The 17,900-nt window shown below is 38.2% G+C and carries 15 protein-coding genes; 9 read left to right on the forward strand and 6 right to left on the reverse strand.

Features of this window, described 5'->3' with window-relative positions; all coding sequences use genetic code 11:
- Positions 1–3: 3 nt before the first annotated feature.
- The 4 genes from glgB to glnS form a co-directional block, all read right to left on the reverse strand.
- Positions 4–2,193 (reverse strand): 1,4-alpha-glucan branching protein GlgB, encoded by a 2,190-nt coding sequence (glgB, locus tag GG9_RS03465; RefSeq protein ID WP_005631791.1) that lies wholly within the window; start codon positions 2,191–2,193, stop codon positions 4–6.
- A 9-nt stretch (positions 2,194–2,202) separates the two neighbouring features.
- The gene (malQ, locus tag GG9_RS03460; protein WP_005631792.1) at positions 2,203–4,293 is read right to left on the reverse strand and encodes a 4-alpha-glucanotransferase; all 2,091 of its coding nucleotides are present in this window, start codon (positions 4,291–4,293) and stop codon (positions 2,203–2,205) included.
- Positions 4,294–4,363: 70 nt separating this feature from the next.
- A complete protein-coding gene (locus tag GG9_RS03455; protein ID WP_005631793.1) occupies positions 4,364–4,816 on the reverse strand; it encodes a YcgN family cysteine cluster protein in 453 nt (150 codons plus the stop codon).
- Positions 4,817–4,881: 65 nt separating this feature from the next.
- A complete protein-coding gene (glnS, locus tag GG9_RS03450) occupies positions 4,882–6,552 on the reverse strand; it encodes a glutamine--tRNA ligase (protein WP_005631794.1) in 1,671 nt (556 codons plus the stop codon).
- Positions 6,553–6,855: 303 nt separating this feature from the next.
- On the opposite strand from glnS, the gene tdeA reads away from it, so the two are divergent.
- The gene (tdeA, locus tag GG9_RS03445) at positions 6,856–8,223 is read left to right on the forward strand and encodes a toxin/drug exporter TdeA (protein WP_005631795.1); all 1,368 of its coding nucleotides are present in this window, start codon (positions 6,856–6,858) and stop codon (positions 8,221–8,223) included.
- Positions 8,224–8,313: 90 nt separating this feature from the next.
- Positions 8,314–8,943 (forward strand): histidine phosphatase family protein, encoded by a 630-nt coding sequence (locus GG9_RS03440; RefSeq protein ID WP_005631796.1) that lies wholly within the window; start codon positions 8,314–8,316, stop codon positions 8,941–8,943.
- A gap of 180 nt (positions 8,944–9,123) precedes the next feature.
- Here GG9_RS03440 and pepT read toward each other — a convergent pair whose 3' ends face one another.
- The gene (pepT, locus tag GG9_RS03435) at positions 9,124–10,362 is read right to left on the reverse strand and encodes a peptidase T (protein WP_005631797.1); all 1,239 of its coding nucleotides are present in this window, start codon (positions 10,360–10,362) and stop codon (positions 9,124–9,126) included.
- Between the two features lie 296 nt (positions 10,363–10,658).
- Between pepT and potA the strand changes: the two genes are divergently transcribed.
- The 4 genes from potA (at position 10,659) to GG9_RS03415 (ending at position 14,602) form a co-directional block, all read left to right on the forward strand.
- Positions 10,659–11,777, forward strand: a complete 1,119-nt coding sequence (gene potA / locus GG9_RS03430) for a spermidine/putrescine ABC transporter ATP-binding protein PotA (protein WP_005631799.1) — start codon at positions 10,659–10,661, stop codon at positions 11,775–11,777.
- Positions 11,761–12,621 (forward strand): spermidine/putrescine ABC transporter permease PotB, encoded by an 861-nt coding sequence (potB, locus tag GG9_RS03425; RefSeq protein ID WP_005638601.1) that lies wholly within the window; start codon positions 11,761–11,763, stop codon positions 12,619–12,621. The genes potA and potB overlap by 17 nt, the downstream gene beginning before the upstream one ends.
- On the forward strand, positions 12,621–13,391 hold the full coding sequence (potC, locus tag GG9_RS03420) for a spermidine/putrescine ABC transporter permease PotC (RefSeq protein WP_005631803.1): 771 nt from the start codon (positions 12,621–12,623) through the stop codon (positions 13,389–13,391). The genes potB and potC overlap by 1 nt, the downstream gene beginning before the upstream one ends.
- A 128-nt stretch (positions 13,392–13,519) precedes the next feature.
- Positions 13,520–14,602, forward strand: coding sequence for an extracellular solute-binding protein (locus GG9_RS03415; RefSeq protein WP_005631805.1), 1,083 nt, complete (start codon positions 13,520–13,522; stop codon positions 14,600–14,602).
- Between the two features lie 107 nt (positions 14,603–14,709).
- Here the strand turns inward: GG9_RS03415 and folE are convergent, their stop codons facing one another.
- Positions 14,710–15,366 carry a GTP cyclohydrolase I FolE gene (gene folE, locus GG9_RS03410; protein WP_005631807.1) on the reverse strand — a complete coding sequence of 219 codons (657 nt, stop codon included), beginning with the start codon at positions 15,364–15,366 and terminating at the stop codon, positions 14,710–14,712.
- A gap of 137 nt (positions 15,367–15,503) precedes the next feature.
- Between folE and moeA the strand changes: the two genes are divergently transcribed.
- The 3 genes from moeA to GG9_RS03395 all read left to right on the forward strand — a co-directional run bounded on the left by moeA (position 15,504) and on the right by GG9_RS03395 (position 17,843).
- On the forward strand, positions 15,504–16,718 hold the full coding sequence (gene moeA, locus GG9_RS03405) for a molybdopterin molybdotransferase MoeA (RefSeq protein ID WP_005631809.1): 1,215 nt from the start codon (positions 15,504–15,506) through the stop codon (positions 16,716–16,718).
- A 3-nt stretch (positions 16,719–16,721) separates the two neighbouring features.
- The gene (gene moeB / locus GG9_RS03400) at positions 16,722–17,453 is read left to right on the forward strand and encodes a molybdopterin-synthase adenylyltransferase MoeB (protein ID WP_005631811.1); all 732 of its coding nucleotides are present in this window, start codon (positions 16,722–16,724) and stop codon (positions 17,451–17,453) included.
- A gap of 66 nt (positions 17,454–17,519) precedes the next feature.
- The gene (locus tag GG9_RS03395; RefSeq protein WP_005628170.1) at positions 17,520–17,843 is read left to right on the forward strand and encodes an HI1450 family dsDNA-mimic protein; all 324 of its coding nucleotides are present in this window, start codon (positions 17,520–17,522) and stop codon (positions 17,841–17,843) included.
- Positions 17,844–17,900: the final 57 nt, after the last annotated feature.

Raw genomic sequence — 17,900 nt, forward strand, 5'->3', positions numbered from 1 at the left:
ATCTTACAAATTGTATTTCAAATAAACTGTCGCCAATGGTGGAATAGAAATCGAAATAGAATTTTCTCGTCCATGGCTTTCAATTTCTTCACTTGTTACATAGCCAAAATTGCCCACGTTAGAGCCTTGATAATACATAGAATCAGTATTCAGAATTTCTTCATAAGTGCCTGCAACATTTACCCCAATACGGTAATTATGGCGAGGCACAGGGGTGAAGTTACTGATGACGATAATGCGCTCACCATTTGAGCTGCGACGCTCAAAAGCAAATACAGAATTTGCCGCATCATCAACGACAAGCCAATCAAAGCCTTCAGGTGAATAATCCAGTTCAAAGAGTGGTGAGTTTTCTCGGTAAATATGATTCAAGTCTTTTACTAATTTCAATATGCCTTTATGCCAGCCGCCACCGATATTTTCATCAAGCAAAAACCAGTCCAAACTTTCTTCGTAATTCCACTCACGACCTTGAGCAAATTCATTTCCCATAAAGAGCAATTTTTTACCCGGATGGCCCCACATATAGCCGTAATAAGCACGTAAGTTCGCAAATTTTTGCCATGCGTCTCCCGGCATTTTATCGAGGAGCGAATATTTGCCATGCACCACCTCATCATGTGAAAGCGGTAGCACAAAATTTTCGCTGTATTGATACATCATCCCAAAAGTCATTTTATTGTGATGATATTGGCGGTAAATTGGGTCAAGCTGCATATAGGCGAGCGTATCGTTCATCCAGCCCATATTCCATTTAAAATTAAAGCCCAATCCACCATTTTCACTCGGGTGAGTCACACCAGAAAAAGAGGTTGATTCCTCCGCAATAGAAATCGCTCCCGCCATTTCGCTGTGAATTTTCCAGTTGGTATGTTTTAAAAATTCAATGGCTTCTAAGTTTTCACGTCCACCATATTGATTTGGAATCCACTCACCTTCCGCACGGCTGTAATCGCGGTAAATCATCGAAGCCACAGCATCCACGCGAATACCATCTACGCCAAAGCGTTCAAGCCAATACAATGCATTACTGGATAAGAAATTTTTGACCTCATTACGCCCATAGTTATAAATCAAGGTATTCCAATCTTGATGATAGCCTTCGCGAGGGTCTTCATGCTCATATAAAGCCGTGCCATCAAACGCGACTAAACCATGCGTATCACTTGGGAAGTGACCTGGCACCCAATCTAAAATCACATTAATTCCCGCATCATGTGCACGTTTTACTAAACAACGGAATGCCTCTGGTGAGCCAAAGCGACTGGTTGGCGAATAAAGCCCAAGTGGTTGATAGCCCCAAGAACCATCAAATGGAAATTCAGAAAGCGGTAAAAATTCTATATGGGTAAAGCCCATCTCTTTTACATAAGGAATTAATTCATCAGCAATTTGATCGTAATCTAGCCAAAAATTGTTTTCTAAATTACGACGCCAAGATCCTAAATGCACTTCATAAATGGAAATCGGTTGATTCGCTTGATTTGCTTGACGACGTTGTTCCGTCATTTCCACTACATTTGGTAATGCACTGACTTGTGATGCTGTATCAGGGCGAAGTTGCGAACTAAAGGCAAATGGATCGGCTTTCAAACGAAGATTTCCATGGCAATCAATTAATTCAAACTTATAGAGCTGTCCTAAACTGGCTTTTGGTAAAAACAGCTCCCAAACACCACTTTTTAGATGAAAACGCATAGGATGACGGCGACCATCCCAATAGTTGAAATCACCTACAATAGAAACTCGTCTTGCATTAGGTGCCCACAAGCGGAAATTCACCCCGCTCACACCATCACATTCCATAAAATGCGCACCAAGTATTTCATATGGGCGAAGCATAGAACCTTCAGAAAGTAACCATTGTTCTAAATCATCAATCATAGGATGAAAACGATAAGGATCTTCGACTATTTGCGATTCATTGCCCCAAAAAACCTGTAATTGATAAGCAAAAAAATGATGACAATTTGGAATAACATCAACAAAAAAGCCACGCTCATCGACACAATCCAGTTCCGTTATTTCTTTACCACTTTCACGCTCAATCACCACCACTCGATTGGCATCTGGCAATAATGTACGGATTTCAATTCCCTGCTCGGTTTCGTGCATACCAAGCGTAGCAAAAGGATCGCCATTGCTCGCATCAAAAAAACCATCAATAATTGCTTGTGTTACTGTGGTTGTCATATTTACTCCTTATACATTTCGCCCTTGGTTAATTTGCACAAAGAACGTTTTTAAAGCTTCATTGCTAAAAATAAACGCTAACGGTTGAGCAAGTTTCTTACACCAGTTTGGGTATTCATTTGAGGTGCCCGGCAAATTAAAACTGATTTCTTGGCTAAGTAAATTTTCTAATTGCACACCAATCAATCGGCTGTTACTTTCCGCTAAATAATGATGGATCATTCGGTTTAAATGATCGTGCATCGCCATAGAAAGCGCATCGCCTTCATAATGCGGCGGTAAATAATTATCACGATGTAAACTATTTAATAAGGCTTGTTTATCCACGACACGTTGATCGTATTTTTGCTTGAGCACTTCCCCATTCAGAATACCGAGTTGATTAAATAATTCTAAATCACGGCAATGCCAAAAACTTTGTAATGAGGGAACATCATGCGTGCCAATAGTGGCATAAGCATTTCGAGGATAATCAGATATACGAGGAAATTCGCCATTTCGTTGGGCGAAATACAATACAAAATAAGAGAAAATTTGAAACTCGTTTAATTTCCACCGCACTTCATCGGGCACAGTGCCGAGATCTTCACCAATAATCAAGCATTCATTACGTACACTTTCAATGGCAAGAATCGCCATTAATTCATCAAAAGGATAATGTACATAAGCACCGTCAGCCGCGGTTTTTCCTTCTGGAATCCACCACAAACGGAATAAGCCCATAACATGATCGATGCGTAGCACACCGAAATATTGCATATTGGCACGTAGCATATCGATAAATGGTGCAAAGCCACGTGCTTTTAGCACCGTTGGATTATAAGGTGGCAAATTCCAATTTTGTCCGACAGGGCCTAAAGGATCAGGTGGCGCGCCAATAGAGGCATTTACACAATATAAATCAGGATCACTCCATACATCAGCACTGCCACGAGAACTATTCACCGCTAAATCGCCATAAATACCCAACTTCATACCAGATTGTTTACAAAGATTTTGTAATGCGGAAAGCTGCTCTTCAGTAAGCCATTGCAACCAAGCAAAAAATTGAATTTGCTCATGGTGTTTTTTCAATAGGGCTTTTCTTTTTGCCGCACTTAAATGCTGCCATTCCTTACGCCAGCCAAGCCAACCGATGGTATTTTCTTCTACTTGATGATCGGCGTGTTCTTGTAAATCTAATACATTAAATAGCCCCTGTAACAACAAAGGTTCACCTTTGTTTTTTAAATAATCAGAAAAGATTTTTCGACGTGTCACAATTTCAGCGGATTGACTACGTTGAAAGAAATCAAAAAGAGACTCAAGTGCGGTTAATTTTAAAGTCAATATTGAAGAATAATCGACGCAATCACTTTCACGCAAAGCGCCAATTTTTGCTTGAATATCCTCACGCTTAAACCAATTTTGCACTGAACGGCAACGCTTAAATTCTGGTAACTCTGGAATCGCTAAATATAAAAAATTCAACCAACGACGAGAGGATGAACTATAAGGGCTGGCCCATGTTGGCACGGCAGGATACGGCAAATGTAATGGATTAATTCCCACATAATCCGCACCTTGTTTTGCACTTTGTTCGATCAAATAAGCTAAATCACCAAAATCGCCAATGCCCCAGTTTTGTTCTGAGCGTAAACTGTAAAGTTGCACATTTACGCCCCACACTTTTTTATTTTTTAATACGGGTGGTTGAAACGCTGTTTTAGGAGAAATAAGTAAACGAACGATGTAATGTTCAGTATCGGAAAAAATAGATAATTGATAATAGCCAAAAGGAAGTGGAGGCAAAGAAAGTGCGGATAAATTTGAAAGTGTTTTTTCTAACAGAATGACATTAGATTCATCAATCAGCTGATAACGATATTCCGCAGACAGCGGCAAATCTAGACGATTGAGTCGATAATCAATCGGTTCATTTTCAAATGCAGCCAGTACATCGTCAAACTGTCCTTTCGCTTTTGGCGGAGGCTGCAAAAGCTCAACAAAAGTTGAAACCGTCTTTTCATCTGCGAAAATAAGATGTCCATCAATATCATAGTGAGAAAGCGCGATACCGCATTTTTCCGCTTTTTGTTTGAGAAAATCCGAGATTTGCATAGACACCACATGACAACTGTATAACTCTTGTTAGGGATTATAACCAAGCTGAAAGTGATGACAACCGACTTTATTTAAAAGTGTGATCTTCGTCAATAATAAATTCAAACCAATCAATTACATCGCGTTCATGCACCCCATTTTTGATTAAAACATCAGCATTTTTCAAGGAATCCGCATGACCAGAAATGAGTGGATGCCATTCAGGGAGTGTTTTTCCTTCATAAAGCAAGCGATAGGCACAAGTGTCAGGTAACCAATGAAAATCAGGTAAATTCTTTTTGGTGAGTTTGGTGCAGTCGGTTTCAATTTTAAAACGCTCTGAATAATTACCGCACTTTCCAGTTTCTACATCTAAAAGGTTACAAGCAATTCGAGTGTAATAAAGTTTTTGGCGTTTACCTCGCCCTTGAATATATTTGCGATAACAGCATTTGCCGCAGCCATCACATAAGGCTTCCCATTCAGATTCGGTCATTTCAAGCAGGGATTTTGTTTGCCAAAAATTAGGTTCAAGTTGCATAGTTGATACAAATAAAAAGTGCGGTCAAAATCGCATTTATTTTGACCGCACTTGGTTGATTAAAATTAGAAGCCTTCTTTTAAGCTTACTGTTAAGTTAAATACCAAATGTTCAGGACGGCTATCTTTACTATCTGCACAGAAATAACCTTCACGTTCAAATTGATAACCTTTCTCTGCTTCTGCCACAGCCAAGCTTTGTTCTACAAAACCATGTTTTACCACGAGAGAATGTGGATTTAACACGCTTTCAATATCATCTTCAGCACCTGGATTTGGCACGGTAAATAAGCGATCATACAAACGGAATTCAGCTGGGTGATTATGTACTGCAGAAACCCAGTGAATGACACCTTTCACTTTACGACCATCTGCTGGATTTTTACCTAAGGTTTCAGGATCGTAAGTACAGAAGATCGTGGTGATTTTACCATTTGTATCTTTCTCTACACGTTCCGCTTTAATCACATAAGCATTACGTAAACGCACTTCTTTACCTAATACTAAGCGTTTATATTGCTTGTTCGCTTCTTCACAGAAGTCTGCACGATCAATATAAAGCTCTTTTGTAAATGGTAATTGGCGCTCACCTAATTCAGGGCGATTCGGGTGATTTGGCGCCGTTAAGGTTTCTTCGCCTTCAAAGTTTTCAATCACGACACGAACAGGATCAATCACTGCCATTGCGCGTGGTGCGTTTTCATTTAAATCTTCACGGATACAGGCTTCAAGCGCAGAATACTCTACAACGTTATCTTGTTTAGTCACACCGATACGACGACAGAATTCACGTAACGAAGCTGGGGTATAACCGCGACGGCGTAAACCTGAAATTGTTGGCATACGCGGATCGTTCCAACCATCCACAATACCTTCATTCACTAATTTTAATAATTTACGTTTAGATGTTAACGTGCCTTCTAAATTCAAACGTGAAAATTCATATTGATGCGGTAATGGACGTTCAATACTAATATTTTCCAACACCCAGTCATATAAACGACGGTTATCTTGGAACTCTAATGTACATAAAGAGTGTGTAATACGCTCAATCGCATCAGAGATACAGTGAGTAAAATCGTACATTGGGTAAATGCACCATTTGTTACCGGTTTGGTGATGGTTCGCAAATTTAATACGATAAAGCACGGGATCACGCATAACCATAAATGGTGAAGCCATGTCGATTTTCGCGCGAAGACTTAATGTACCTTCGGCAAACTCACCGTTTTTCATTCTTTCGAATAACGCGAGATTTTCTTCTACGCTACGATCACGATAGGGACTGTTTTTGCCCGGTTCGGTTAACGTACCACGATATTCACGCATTTCTTCTGGAGAAAGCTCATCCACATAAGCCAAGCCTTTTTTAATCAATTCAATCGCATAGCCATAAAGCGCATCGAAGTAATCAGATGCATAATGCGGTTCGCCTTCCCATTTGAAACCTAACCATTCCACATCAGCTTTGATGGAATCTACATATTCCACGTCTTCTTTCACTGGATTGGTATCGTCAAAACGTAGGTTACATAAACCTTGATATTCTTTGGCTAAGCCAAAGTTTAAACAAATAGATTTAGCATGACCGATATGTAAATAGCCGTTCGGCTCAGGCGGGAAACGGGTATGAACGCTTTTATGTTTACCCAAAGCTAAATCTTCATCAATAATTTGGGTAATAAAATTGTGAGTGCGGGTATTTTCTGCACTTTCTAGAATTTCTGTATTGCTCATAACTTTCTCATAAATAGAAAAAATAATTCTACTATTCTATACGAAAAGCAAGGCTTTGTGAATTTGATCACCAAACTAACCGCACTTTCTATTTAATAACTTATGACTTTTTCAGCATTTTTGTTTAACAGCAATATTTTTCGTGCAAAAAATAGAATAAATCATTACAATGCCGCCTTTCATGAACAATCGTTCAGTGAATTGTTTTATAATTGAGTTCGCAAGGGAATAATTTTGTAAAACACAAAAGTACGGTTAAAATCATCCGCACTTTCCACTCATTTTCGTAAGAAGGAAAACTCAATGTTTAAAATAAAAAATATCACGCTTGCTTTGTTGATGTCTGGTGCATTGGTGGGATGTGCCAATATTGGTGATTCTTATCAAGCTAGCCTTGAAGATTACAAGCAATATGAAGAAATTACCAAGCAATATAATGTAAAAGAAAATTGGTGGTCATTGTATAACGATACGCAATTAAATCGCGTCGTAGAACAAGCGTTAATAAACAACAAAGATTTAGCTAAAGCAGCAGTGGCAGTAAACCGTGCGCTTTATAGCGCAAATTTAGTGGGCGCAAATTTAGTGCCTGCATTTAATGGTTCAACTTCATCTGCGGTACAACGTCGAGTTGATACCAGTGCAAACTCTGCCATTTCACACAAAGGTTCTTTAAATGTGAGCTATACATTGGATCTTTGGCAACGTTTAGCCAATGCCGCTGATGCGGCGGAATGGTCGCACAAAGCAACCGCTGAAGACATGGAATCTGCTCGTTTATCATTAATCAATTCTGTGGTCACGACTTATTATCAAATTGCTTATTTAAATGATGCAATTAGCACAACCAACGAAACGATAAAATATTACACTGACATTGGTAATATTATGCAAACGCGTTTATCACAAGGTGTGGCTGATGCGGTTAGCGTAGATCAAGCACAACAAGCAGTATTAACAGCGCGTAATAACAAATTAAATTTTGAAACACAACGCAAAACGGCAGAACAAACGCTACGTAATCTGCTGAACTTAAAACCAAACGATGCGTTAAATATCACTTTCCCACATATTATGAATGTGAAAACAGCTGGGGTAAATTTGAATGTTCCTGTATCTGTGATTGCAAATCGCCCTGATGTAAAAGCAGCACAATTTCGTTTAAGTAGCGCATTCAAAAATGCCAAAGCAACTCAAAAAAGTTGGTTCCCTGAAATTAATTTAGGTGGAAGTCTATCTTCAACAGCAAGTACTGTTGACACGGCGTTACACAATCCTGTGGCTGCAGGCACAGTAGGAATTAGCTTGCCATTCTTAAATTGGAATACCGTAAAATGGAACGTTAAAATTTCTGAAGCTGACTATGAAACCGCGCGTTTAAATTACGAACAACGTATTACCACGGCTCTCAATAATGTGGATACCAACTACTTTGCCTTTACCCAAGCGCAAAGCACATTAAGGAATTTACAGCAAACCCATAGTTACAATCAGCGTATCACGCAATATTATCGAAACCGCTATAATGCGGGCGTATCAGAATTGCGTGAATGGTTAGTTGCAGCCAATACGGAAAAATCATCACAACTTGCAATTTTGAATGCAAAATATCAAGTGTTGCAAAGTGAAAATGCGGTATATAGCTCAATGGCGGGATATTACTCTCGTTAATAAAACCAAACATAGGGCGTTTTTAAGCGCCCTTTTTAATATTACATTCCTCACTTAAGGTATAAACCTTACCAATAAATATTCCTAAAAATGAAAAAACAACTGACTTTTTATTTTATTCGTCATGGCCGTACTGTTTGGAACGAACAAGGATTAATGCAAGGCAGTGGAGATTCTCCATTAACAGAAGAAGGCATTCAAAGTGCGGTAAAAACTGGGCAAGCTTTACAAAATGTCGATTTTATTGCGGCCTATTCGAGCTGTTTACAACGTACCATTGACACAGCCAATTATATTATTGGCGATCGTGGCATTCCCTTATTCCAACATCGTGGATTAAATGAACATTATTTTGGTAGTTGGGAAGGAACAAATGTGGAACTGATCCGACCTTTGTCCGAATTCCAACAAATGATTAATGATCCTGCAAACTATAAAGCTGAATCGAATGGTGGAGAAACTTATGAACAACTAGCAAAACGAGCTATCGCAGCAGTACAAGACATCATTAAGATTCATCAAGAAGGGAATATTTTAGTGGTATCGCATGGCCATACCTTGCGTCTATTGATTGCTTTACTCAATGGCGCAACTTGGCAAAATCACCGAGATAAAGACAAATCAGTATCTTTATTAAATACAGCTATTAGCATCATGCATTATGACAGTGAAAAAGGCTTTAGCCTTGAAAAACTAAATGACATAACGCATTTACAATAGATAAAAAAAAAGCCCCTAAATCATTAGGGGCATCAAAAAGGAATTTATGAATAAAATCTCTAAAGTTTAGCTTTATCAAAGGAATCTCGATAAAACAAGGTCATTATATTGACTAATCTAAAGAATAGCAAGAAAAATCTTTACATTTCTTTACAAATCTTTACATTTCCTTACAAATCTTTACGTTTCTTTACATTTCAACATTTCGATAATTACTTGAACCGTCTTTTCCATGCCTTGTAAAGAAACCAACTCGTGTTTACTATGGAAATTATAGCCACCTGTAAAAATATTTGGGCACGCTAAACCTTTAGAGGCTAAAAATGCCCCATCTGTACCACCTCGAATCGGCTTATGACTTGGTTTAACCCCTACCGCTTTCATTGCACGATCAACAAGTTCAATTGATTGAGGAACATTTTTTACCACATCATACATATTTTGGTAGCTATCTTGAATGTCTAACTCAATAGGCTTTTTCAAACCTTTTTTAGCATTAAATTTTTCCACCTGACTTTTAATAAAAGCTTTTCTTTGTGCGAAATTCTGCTCATCAAAATCACGAATCAAATAAGTGAGCTCAACTTGCTCAATATCGCCACAAAAATCTTCTAAATGATAAAAGCCCGCTTTCCCATCTGTTTTTTCTGGGACTTCATCAACTGGAAAAACTTGCTGAAATTCACAAGCTAAAGTCAGTGCATTTACCATTTTTCCCTTTGCATAACCAGGATGAATACTCCGCCCGAAAAACCGGACTTTTGCCGTGGCAGCGTTAAAGTTTTCGTATTCTAATTCCCCTACGTCTCCCCCATCAATGGTATATGCCCAATCACAGGAAAATTTTTCCATTGGGAAATAATGGATACCCAAACCAATTTCTTCATCAGGCGTAAAAGCAACACGAATATTGCAATGAGGAATATTCTCTTTCTGAAGAATGGAAAGTGCGGTCATAATTTCTGCAATTCCCGCTTTATTATCAGCTCCAAGCAAAGTAGTTCCATCGGCAACAATCAGAGTCTGCCCCACCAATTTTTGCATAAAAGAATAATAAACAGGACTAATAAACTCCTCGCCAATACCTAATGCAATATCTCCACCACGATATTGATCTATCACTTCGGGGCGTATATTTTTACCACTACATTGCGGAGATGTATCAAGATGCGCAATTAAACCAATGGTTTTCGTTAAGTTAGGATCATTAGCGGGTAAAAATGCTGTCACAACCGCGTATTTACTTACTTCAACATTCTCCAAACCAAGTTGGATGAGCTCTTTTTGCAACTGTATAGCTAACTTCATTTGCCCGACAGAGCTGGGAGAATGCTTAGCGTTAGGTTTTGATTGGGTGTCAAAAGACACATAATGTAAAAATCGTTCTAGAAGTTCCGTTTTATCCATTTGAGAAATCATATTCTCACTCCTTTTAAAAATATCTTTTTTAGTTTAACGAGAAAAATAGAAAACATCTTGATATATAACAATATTTATAAAATTAACGAAGTAAAATTCATCTAAAGTGCGGTTAAATTTCTTATTATTTTTATGAACGACAGTTTTTTTACTTTCTAAGGCATTAAGTCCTTTTAATTATTAATAATTCACTATATCATAGGCGTCTATTTTTATATGTCGCCCCTGCAGTCTTGCAGGTTTTATTTCTACTCAGTACCAAATCATTGGTGAAATTAGGGAGAAAACCAAAGCTAGTGGAAAATCAGCTTCAAAACAAGCCTATTATTGAGCTTCGTTCAATCAAAAAATCCTATGGTTCTAACACCATTATTAACGATTTCAATCTTACAATTAATAACGGTGAATTTGTCACTATTCTCGGCCCTTCAGGCTGTGGTAAGACCACAGTTTTACGCTTACTTGCAGGCTTAGAAGAATTGGATTCAGGTAGCATTATTTTAGATGGTGAAGATATCACCAATGTGCCAGCGGAAAAACGTCATATTAATACGGTATTCCAAAGCTATGCGCTATTTCCACATATGACAATTTTTGAGAACGTGGCTTTTGGTTTGCGTATGCAAAAAGTACCAAACGATGAAATTAAATCGCGTGTTTTAGAAGCCTTGCGTATGGTACAGCTAGAAGAAATGGCAGATCGTAAGCCAACCCAACTTTCTGGCGGACAACAACAACGTATTGCTATAGCTCGCGCCGTAGTAAATAAACCAAAAGTGTTGTTACTTGATGAGTCTTTATCCGCATTGGATTACAAATTGCGTAAACAAATGCAAAATGAACTCAAAATGTTACAACGTCAGCTTGGCATTACCTTTATTTTCGTTACCCACGATCAAGAAGAAGCGATCACAATGTCTGATCGTATCGTGTTATTACGTAAAGGTAAAATCGCACAAGATGGTTCTCCACGTGAAATCTATGAAGATCCAGCTAACTTATTCGTTGCTCGTTTCATTGGCGAAATTAACGTATTTGAAGCGACTGTGATTGAACGTAAATCAGAACAAGTTGTACTCGCGAATGTTGAAGGTCGAGTTTGTGATATTTACACAGACATGCCTGTTGAGAAAGATCAAAAACTTCAAGTACTCCTTCGTCCTGAAGATATTGTAATTGAAGAATTAGATGAAAATGAACATTCTAAAGCAATTATCGGCCACATTGTTGACCGCACTTACAAAGGAATGACATTAGAATCAACGGTAGAATTTGATCATAATGGCATGCGTGTCCTCGTAAGTGAATTCTTTAACGAAGACGACCCACATATGGATCATAGCGTAGGTCAACGCGTAGGCATCACATGGCATGAAGGCTGGGAGGTTGTTCTCAACGATGAAGATAATCAATAATAAATTCCAGAAAATTACTGTTGCGATTATCTTCAGTTGGCTCATCTTCTTTGTGTTGATTCCAAACTTATTGGTATTCGCCGTAAGTTTTCTGACTAGAGACGGTAGCGACTTTTACGCTTTCCCAATCACCATTGAAAACTACACAAACTTGTTTAATCCGCTTTATGCACAAGTTGTGTGGAATTCATTGTATATGTCGGGCATAGCTACCATTATTTGCTTATTAGTTGGCTATCCATTTGCTTTCATGATGAGCAAAATTAATCCTAAATATCGACCGCTCTTATTGTTCCTTGTGGTTTTACCATTCTGGACAAACTCATTGATCCGTATTTATGGAATGAAAGTCTTCCTTGGTGTGAAAGGTGTGCTTAATACCATGTTGATGGACATGGGAATTTTGAGTGAACCCATTCGCATTTTAAATACAGAAATTGCGGTAATCATTGGCTTAGTTTATTTACTATTGCCATTTATGATTTTGCCACTCTACTCTGCGATTGAGAAATTAGACGGTCGCTTATTAGAGGCTGCAAGAGATTTAGGTGCAAATGCATTCCAACGTTTCTTCCGTGTTATTTTACCACTAACCATGCCAGGCATCATCGCAGGGTGTTTATTAGTGTTATTACCGGCAATGGGTATGTTCTACGTTGCAGACTTACTTGGCGGAGCAAAAGTATTGCTGGTTGGTAACGTAATTAAGAGTGAATTCTTAATTTCTCGTAACTGGCCATTTGGTTCTGCAATCAGTATTGGTTTAACTGTTCTAATGGCATTGTTGATTTTCGTGTACTACCGCGCGAACAAACTATTGAATAAGAAAGTGGAGTTAGAATAATGAGTCGTTTACTACGTAATGGATTTATGTTTGTGGTATACGCTTATTTGTATATCCCAATTATTATTTTAGTCACTAATTCCTTTAACGAAGATCGTTATGGTTTAAGTTGGAAAGGCTTTAGCTGGAACTGGTACGAGCGTTTATTTAATAACGACACCTTAATACAAGCTGCGATTCATTCGGTAACTATTGCATTTTTTGCGGCTACTCTAGCTACTATTGTAGGTGGATTAACTGCAATCGCACTTTACCGCTATCGATTCCGCGGTAAACAAGCGGTAAGCGGAATGTTATTTATCGTCATGATGTCACCAGATATTGTAATGGCAGTATCTTTACTTGCGTTATTTATGGTTGTCGGTATTTCATTAGGTTTCTGGTCTTTATTACTGGCCCATGTAACCTTCTGTTTACCGTATGTGACCGTAACTATCTTCTCTCGCTTAAATGGCTTTGATTCTAGAATGTTAGAAGCGGCAAAAGACTTAGGCGCAAGTGAAGTGACCATTTTACGTAAAATTATCCTTCCTTTAGCATTACCTGCTGTTGTATCTGGTTGGTTATTAAGTTTCACTATTTCATTAGATGATGTTGTGGTTTCATCATTCGTCAGTGGTGTAAGTTATGAAATCTTACCATTGAGAATATTCTCTTTAGTGAAAACTGGTGTAACACCTGAAGTTAATGCTTTAGCAACGATTATGATCGTGCTTTCACTGGCTCTTGTTGTTTTAAGCCAGCTAATTACACGAAAAAATAACCATTAATAAACAAAAGGTTTCACAAACCTTTGAATTTAAAATAGAATACGCCTTGACGCACAATCAAGGCGTTTTTTTATGCCTGTCATTCGGCAGGTGGTTTTTTTACGACTCTTTACGGAGAACAAACAAAAATGAAAAAATTCGCAGGTTTAATTACTGCAGGCTTAGTAGCTGCAACTTTAACTGCTTGTAATGATAAAGATAGCAAAGCTGAAGCTGCAAAATCTCCGGCTACTGCCAATGACACCGTGTACCTCTACACATGGACTGAATACGTACCTGATGGTCTTTTAGATGAGTTTACTAAAGAAACTGGCATCAAAGTTATCGTTTCAAGCCTAGAATCAAACGAAACAATGTATGCAAAACTCAAAACTCAAGGCGCAGCTGGCGGTTATGATGTGATTGCACCATCTAATTACTTTGTTTCTAAGATGGCTAGAGAAGGCATGTTAATGGAGCTAGATCACAGCAAATTACCTGTTATTAAAGAATTAGATCCTGATTGGCTCAATAAACCTTATGATAAAGGTAACAAATACTCGCTTCCACAATTATTAGGCGCACCAGGTATTGCATTCAATACCAACACTTATAAAGGCGCTCAATTCACTTCTTGGGCTGACTTGTGGAAACCAGAATTTGCAAACAAAGTTCAGTTATTAGACGATGCGCGCGAAGTATTCAACATCGCTTTATTGAAAATTGGTCAAGATCCAAATACTCAAGATCCAGCAATTATCAAACAAGCCTATGAAGAATTATTAAAACTACGCCCAAACGTACTTTCTTTCAATTCTGATAACCCTGCGAACTCTTTCATCTCAGGTGAAGTGGAAGTGGGTCAATTATGGAATGGTTCGGTACGTATTGCTAAAAAAGAAAAAGCACCTTTAGACATGGTATTCCCGAAAGAAGGCCCTGTACTTTGGGTTGATACTCTAGCAATTCCTAAAACTGCTAAAAACCCAGATGGTGCACATAAACTTATTAACTATATGTTAGGTGCTAAAGCTGCAGAAAAATTAACCTTAGCAATTGGCTATCCAACAGCTAACTTAGAAGCGAAAAAAGCATTACCAAAAGAAATCACTGAAGATCCAGCGATTTATCCACCGGCTGATGTATTAAAAAATAGCCACTGGCAAGATGATGTTGGCGATGCAATTCAATTCTATGAGCAATATTATCAAGAATTAAAAGCAGCTAAATAATCTAAAATCCAAAAGTGCGGATAAATTTCCCCGCACTTTTCTATTCGAGACAAATATAAAAAATAGCCGCACTCATCTTAAAGTGCGGCTATTTTATTAACTATTTTTTACTTCTGAACTGTAGCTAAAAATTCTTTACGAGTATCTCTATCTTCTAAGAATACGCCACCATAAGCAGATGTGACAGTATAACTATTCGTATCTCTAATACCACGCGCTTTCACACAGAAATGGGTCGCTTTCACATATACCGCAACATCATCTGTCTCAAGAATTGTTTGAAATGCTGTCAAAAGTTGCTCGGTTAAACGTTCTTGAACCTGTGGACGTTGAGCAAAAAATGAAACAATACGATTAATTTTAGAAAGACCAATCACCCAATCTTTTGGATAGTACGCCACACAAACTTCACCATCAATCGTAACAAAATGATGTTCACAAGTGCTTGTTAGCGTGATGTCATTCACTTGCACCATTTCGCTGACTTTCATCTGATTTTTGATTTTCGTCATTTTAGGAAAATTCGCATAATCCATTCCGCTAAAAATCTCATCAATAAACATTTTAGCTAAACGATTTGGTGTTTCTTCCAAACTATCATCTCGCAAATCTAATCCAATCAGCTTCATTACTTCATGCATGTGTTTTGCAATGCTTTCTCGACGTTCATCTTTAGCCTGTGTGGGATCAATCATGGGTGTCTCAATACCTTTTTCAATCAAGGCATTTCTTACATTCAGTGCATCCAGTGAAATTTTGCTCATAATAGTCTTTCCTAAAAAAATAATCGGCTATTCTAGCAAAGGATAATAGGATGGTAAAATGAGAAAAATTGCAAATTTGAATGAATTAGGCTTTAGATATAGAATAGCTGACAAATTTTATCAAATAAGGATTTTCTATGCTTACATTGGATCAAGCTCGCTCGAAAATGCTCGAACAGATTCCCTTCCCGACTCAAACTGAATACCTAAATTTACAAGAAGCTGCCAATCGAATTTGTGCAGAAAATGTTATTTCACCTATTAATGTTCCCTCTTTCGATAATTCAGCAATGGATGGCTATGCTGTACGTTTATCTGATTTACAACAATCTTTAACACTTTCGGTAGCAGGGAAATCTTTTGCAGGTAATCCATTCCAAGGGGAATGGCCATCAAAAAGTGCGGTCAGAATTATGACTGGCGCGATGATTCCTGAAGGCGCAGATGCAGTGATAATGCAAGAGCAAGTGACACTCAATGAAGACGGCACCGTCACTTTTAGTGAATTGCCTAAACAAAATCAAAACATCCGTCGTATTGGCGAAGATGTAAAAAAAGGCGATGTGGTATTAGAACAAGGCGCACCGCTTACTCCTGTTTCCTTGCCATTATTAGCCTCTCTAGGCATTGCAGAAGTAAAATGCTATCGCCAATTAAAAGTCGGCGTACTCTCAACTGGCGATGAACTTGTCGAAGTCGGCAAGCCATTACAAAGCGGACAAATCTATGACACCAACCGTTTCACTGTAAAATTATTACTTGAAAAACTAAACTGTGAAGTCATTGATTTAGGACTATTGCCTGATAACGAAGCGGAATTTGAAAAAGCATTTATTGCCGCACAAAACCAAGCCGATTTAGTGATTACCAGTGGCGGTGTTTCCGTTGGAGAAGCGGATTTCACTAAAGCGGTATTGGAAAAAGTAGGTCAAGTAAATTTCTGGAAAATTGCAATCAAACCGGGCAAACCATTCGCTTTTGGTAAATTAGAAAACGCTTGGTTCTGTGGTTTACCCGGTAATCCTGTTTCTGCATTAGTGACATTTTATCAACTTGTACAGCCATTAATCGCTAAACTGCAAGGGCAAAAACAATGGAAAAATCCACCGCACTTTTCAGCCATTGCCACAATGAATTTGAAAAAAGCAGTGGGACGTTTAGACTTCCAACGAGGTTTTTATCACATCAATGAACAAGGCCAAATTGAAGTGCAATCAGTAGGTTTCCAAGGTTCTCATCTCTTTAGCGCTTTTGTAAAAAGCAATTGTTTTATCGTGTTAGAACAAGAACGTGGCAATGTCTCTGCGGGCGAAACAGTGACAATTGAGCCTTTCAATCATTTATTAGGATAAAAAATGATCGAACTTAGTCACGAAGAAGAATTGCGTTATAACCGTCAAATTATTCTTAAAAGCGTAGATTTTGATGGGCAAGAAAAACTCAAAGCAAGCAAAATGCTGATCGTTGGACTTGGCGGTTTAGGCTGTGCAGCCAGCCAATATCTCGCAGCGGCAGGCGTTGGCAATTTAACACTGTTGGATTTCGACACAGTTTCTCTTTCGAATCTTCAACGCCAAGTCTTGCACTGCGATGCGCGCTTGAATATGCCCAAAGTAGAATCAGCTAAAATTGCACTGGAACAAATCAATCCACATATAAACATTGAGACAATTAATGCTAAGTTAGACGAAAAAAAACTCGCAGAAATCATTCCGCACTTTGATATTGTTTTAGATTGTACAGACAATGTGGAAATCCGTAATCAGTTGGATCGTCAATGTAATCATGCAAAAATTCCTCTTATTTCTGGTGCGGCGATTCGAATGGAAGGTCAGGTTTCCGTTTTCACTTATGAACCGAATACGCCTACTTATCATGATCTCAGTAAATTATTTGGACAAAATGTATTAAGCTGTGTAGAAGCAGGCGTGCTTGCACCAATCGTCGGCATTGTGGGAAGCATTCAAGCCTTAGAAGCAATTAAAGTGCGGTTAAAAATCGGTAAGAATTTGTGTGGACGCTTATTGATGATTGATGGTTTTTCGATGAATATCCGAGAAATTAAACTTCCAACCAGCGTGGCATAAAACGCTTAAAAAGAGAAAAAAATTTAACCGCACTTTTTATTAACCATAACCTTTACGACAAACATTATGACAACAGAAATTAAAAAACTTGATCCCGATACAGCCATTGATATTGCTTACGATATTTTCTTAGAAATGGCTGGAGAAAACTTAGATCCTGCCGACATTCTTTTATTCAACCTACAATTTGAAGAACGTGGTGGTGTGGAATTTGTTGAAACCGCCGATGATTGGGAAGAAGAAATTGGTGTACTGATTGACCCAGAAGAATACGCTGAAGTATGGGTGGGCTTAGTCAATGAGCAAGATGAAATGGATGATGTCTTTGCTAAATTCTTAATTTCTCACCGAGAAGAAGATCGCGAATTTCACGTTATTTGGAAAAAGTAACGATAACGTAAAAATAGGGGAAATCATCTGATTTCCCTTTTTCTTTTCTATTAAAAT

This window comes from Haemophilus haemolyticus M19501, assembly GCF_000222025.1.
Lineage (GTDB): Bacteria > Pseudomonadota > Gammaproteobacteria > Enterobacterales > Pasteurellaceae > Haemophilus > Haemophilus haemolyticus_G.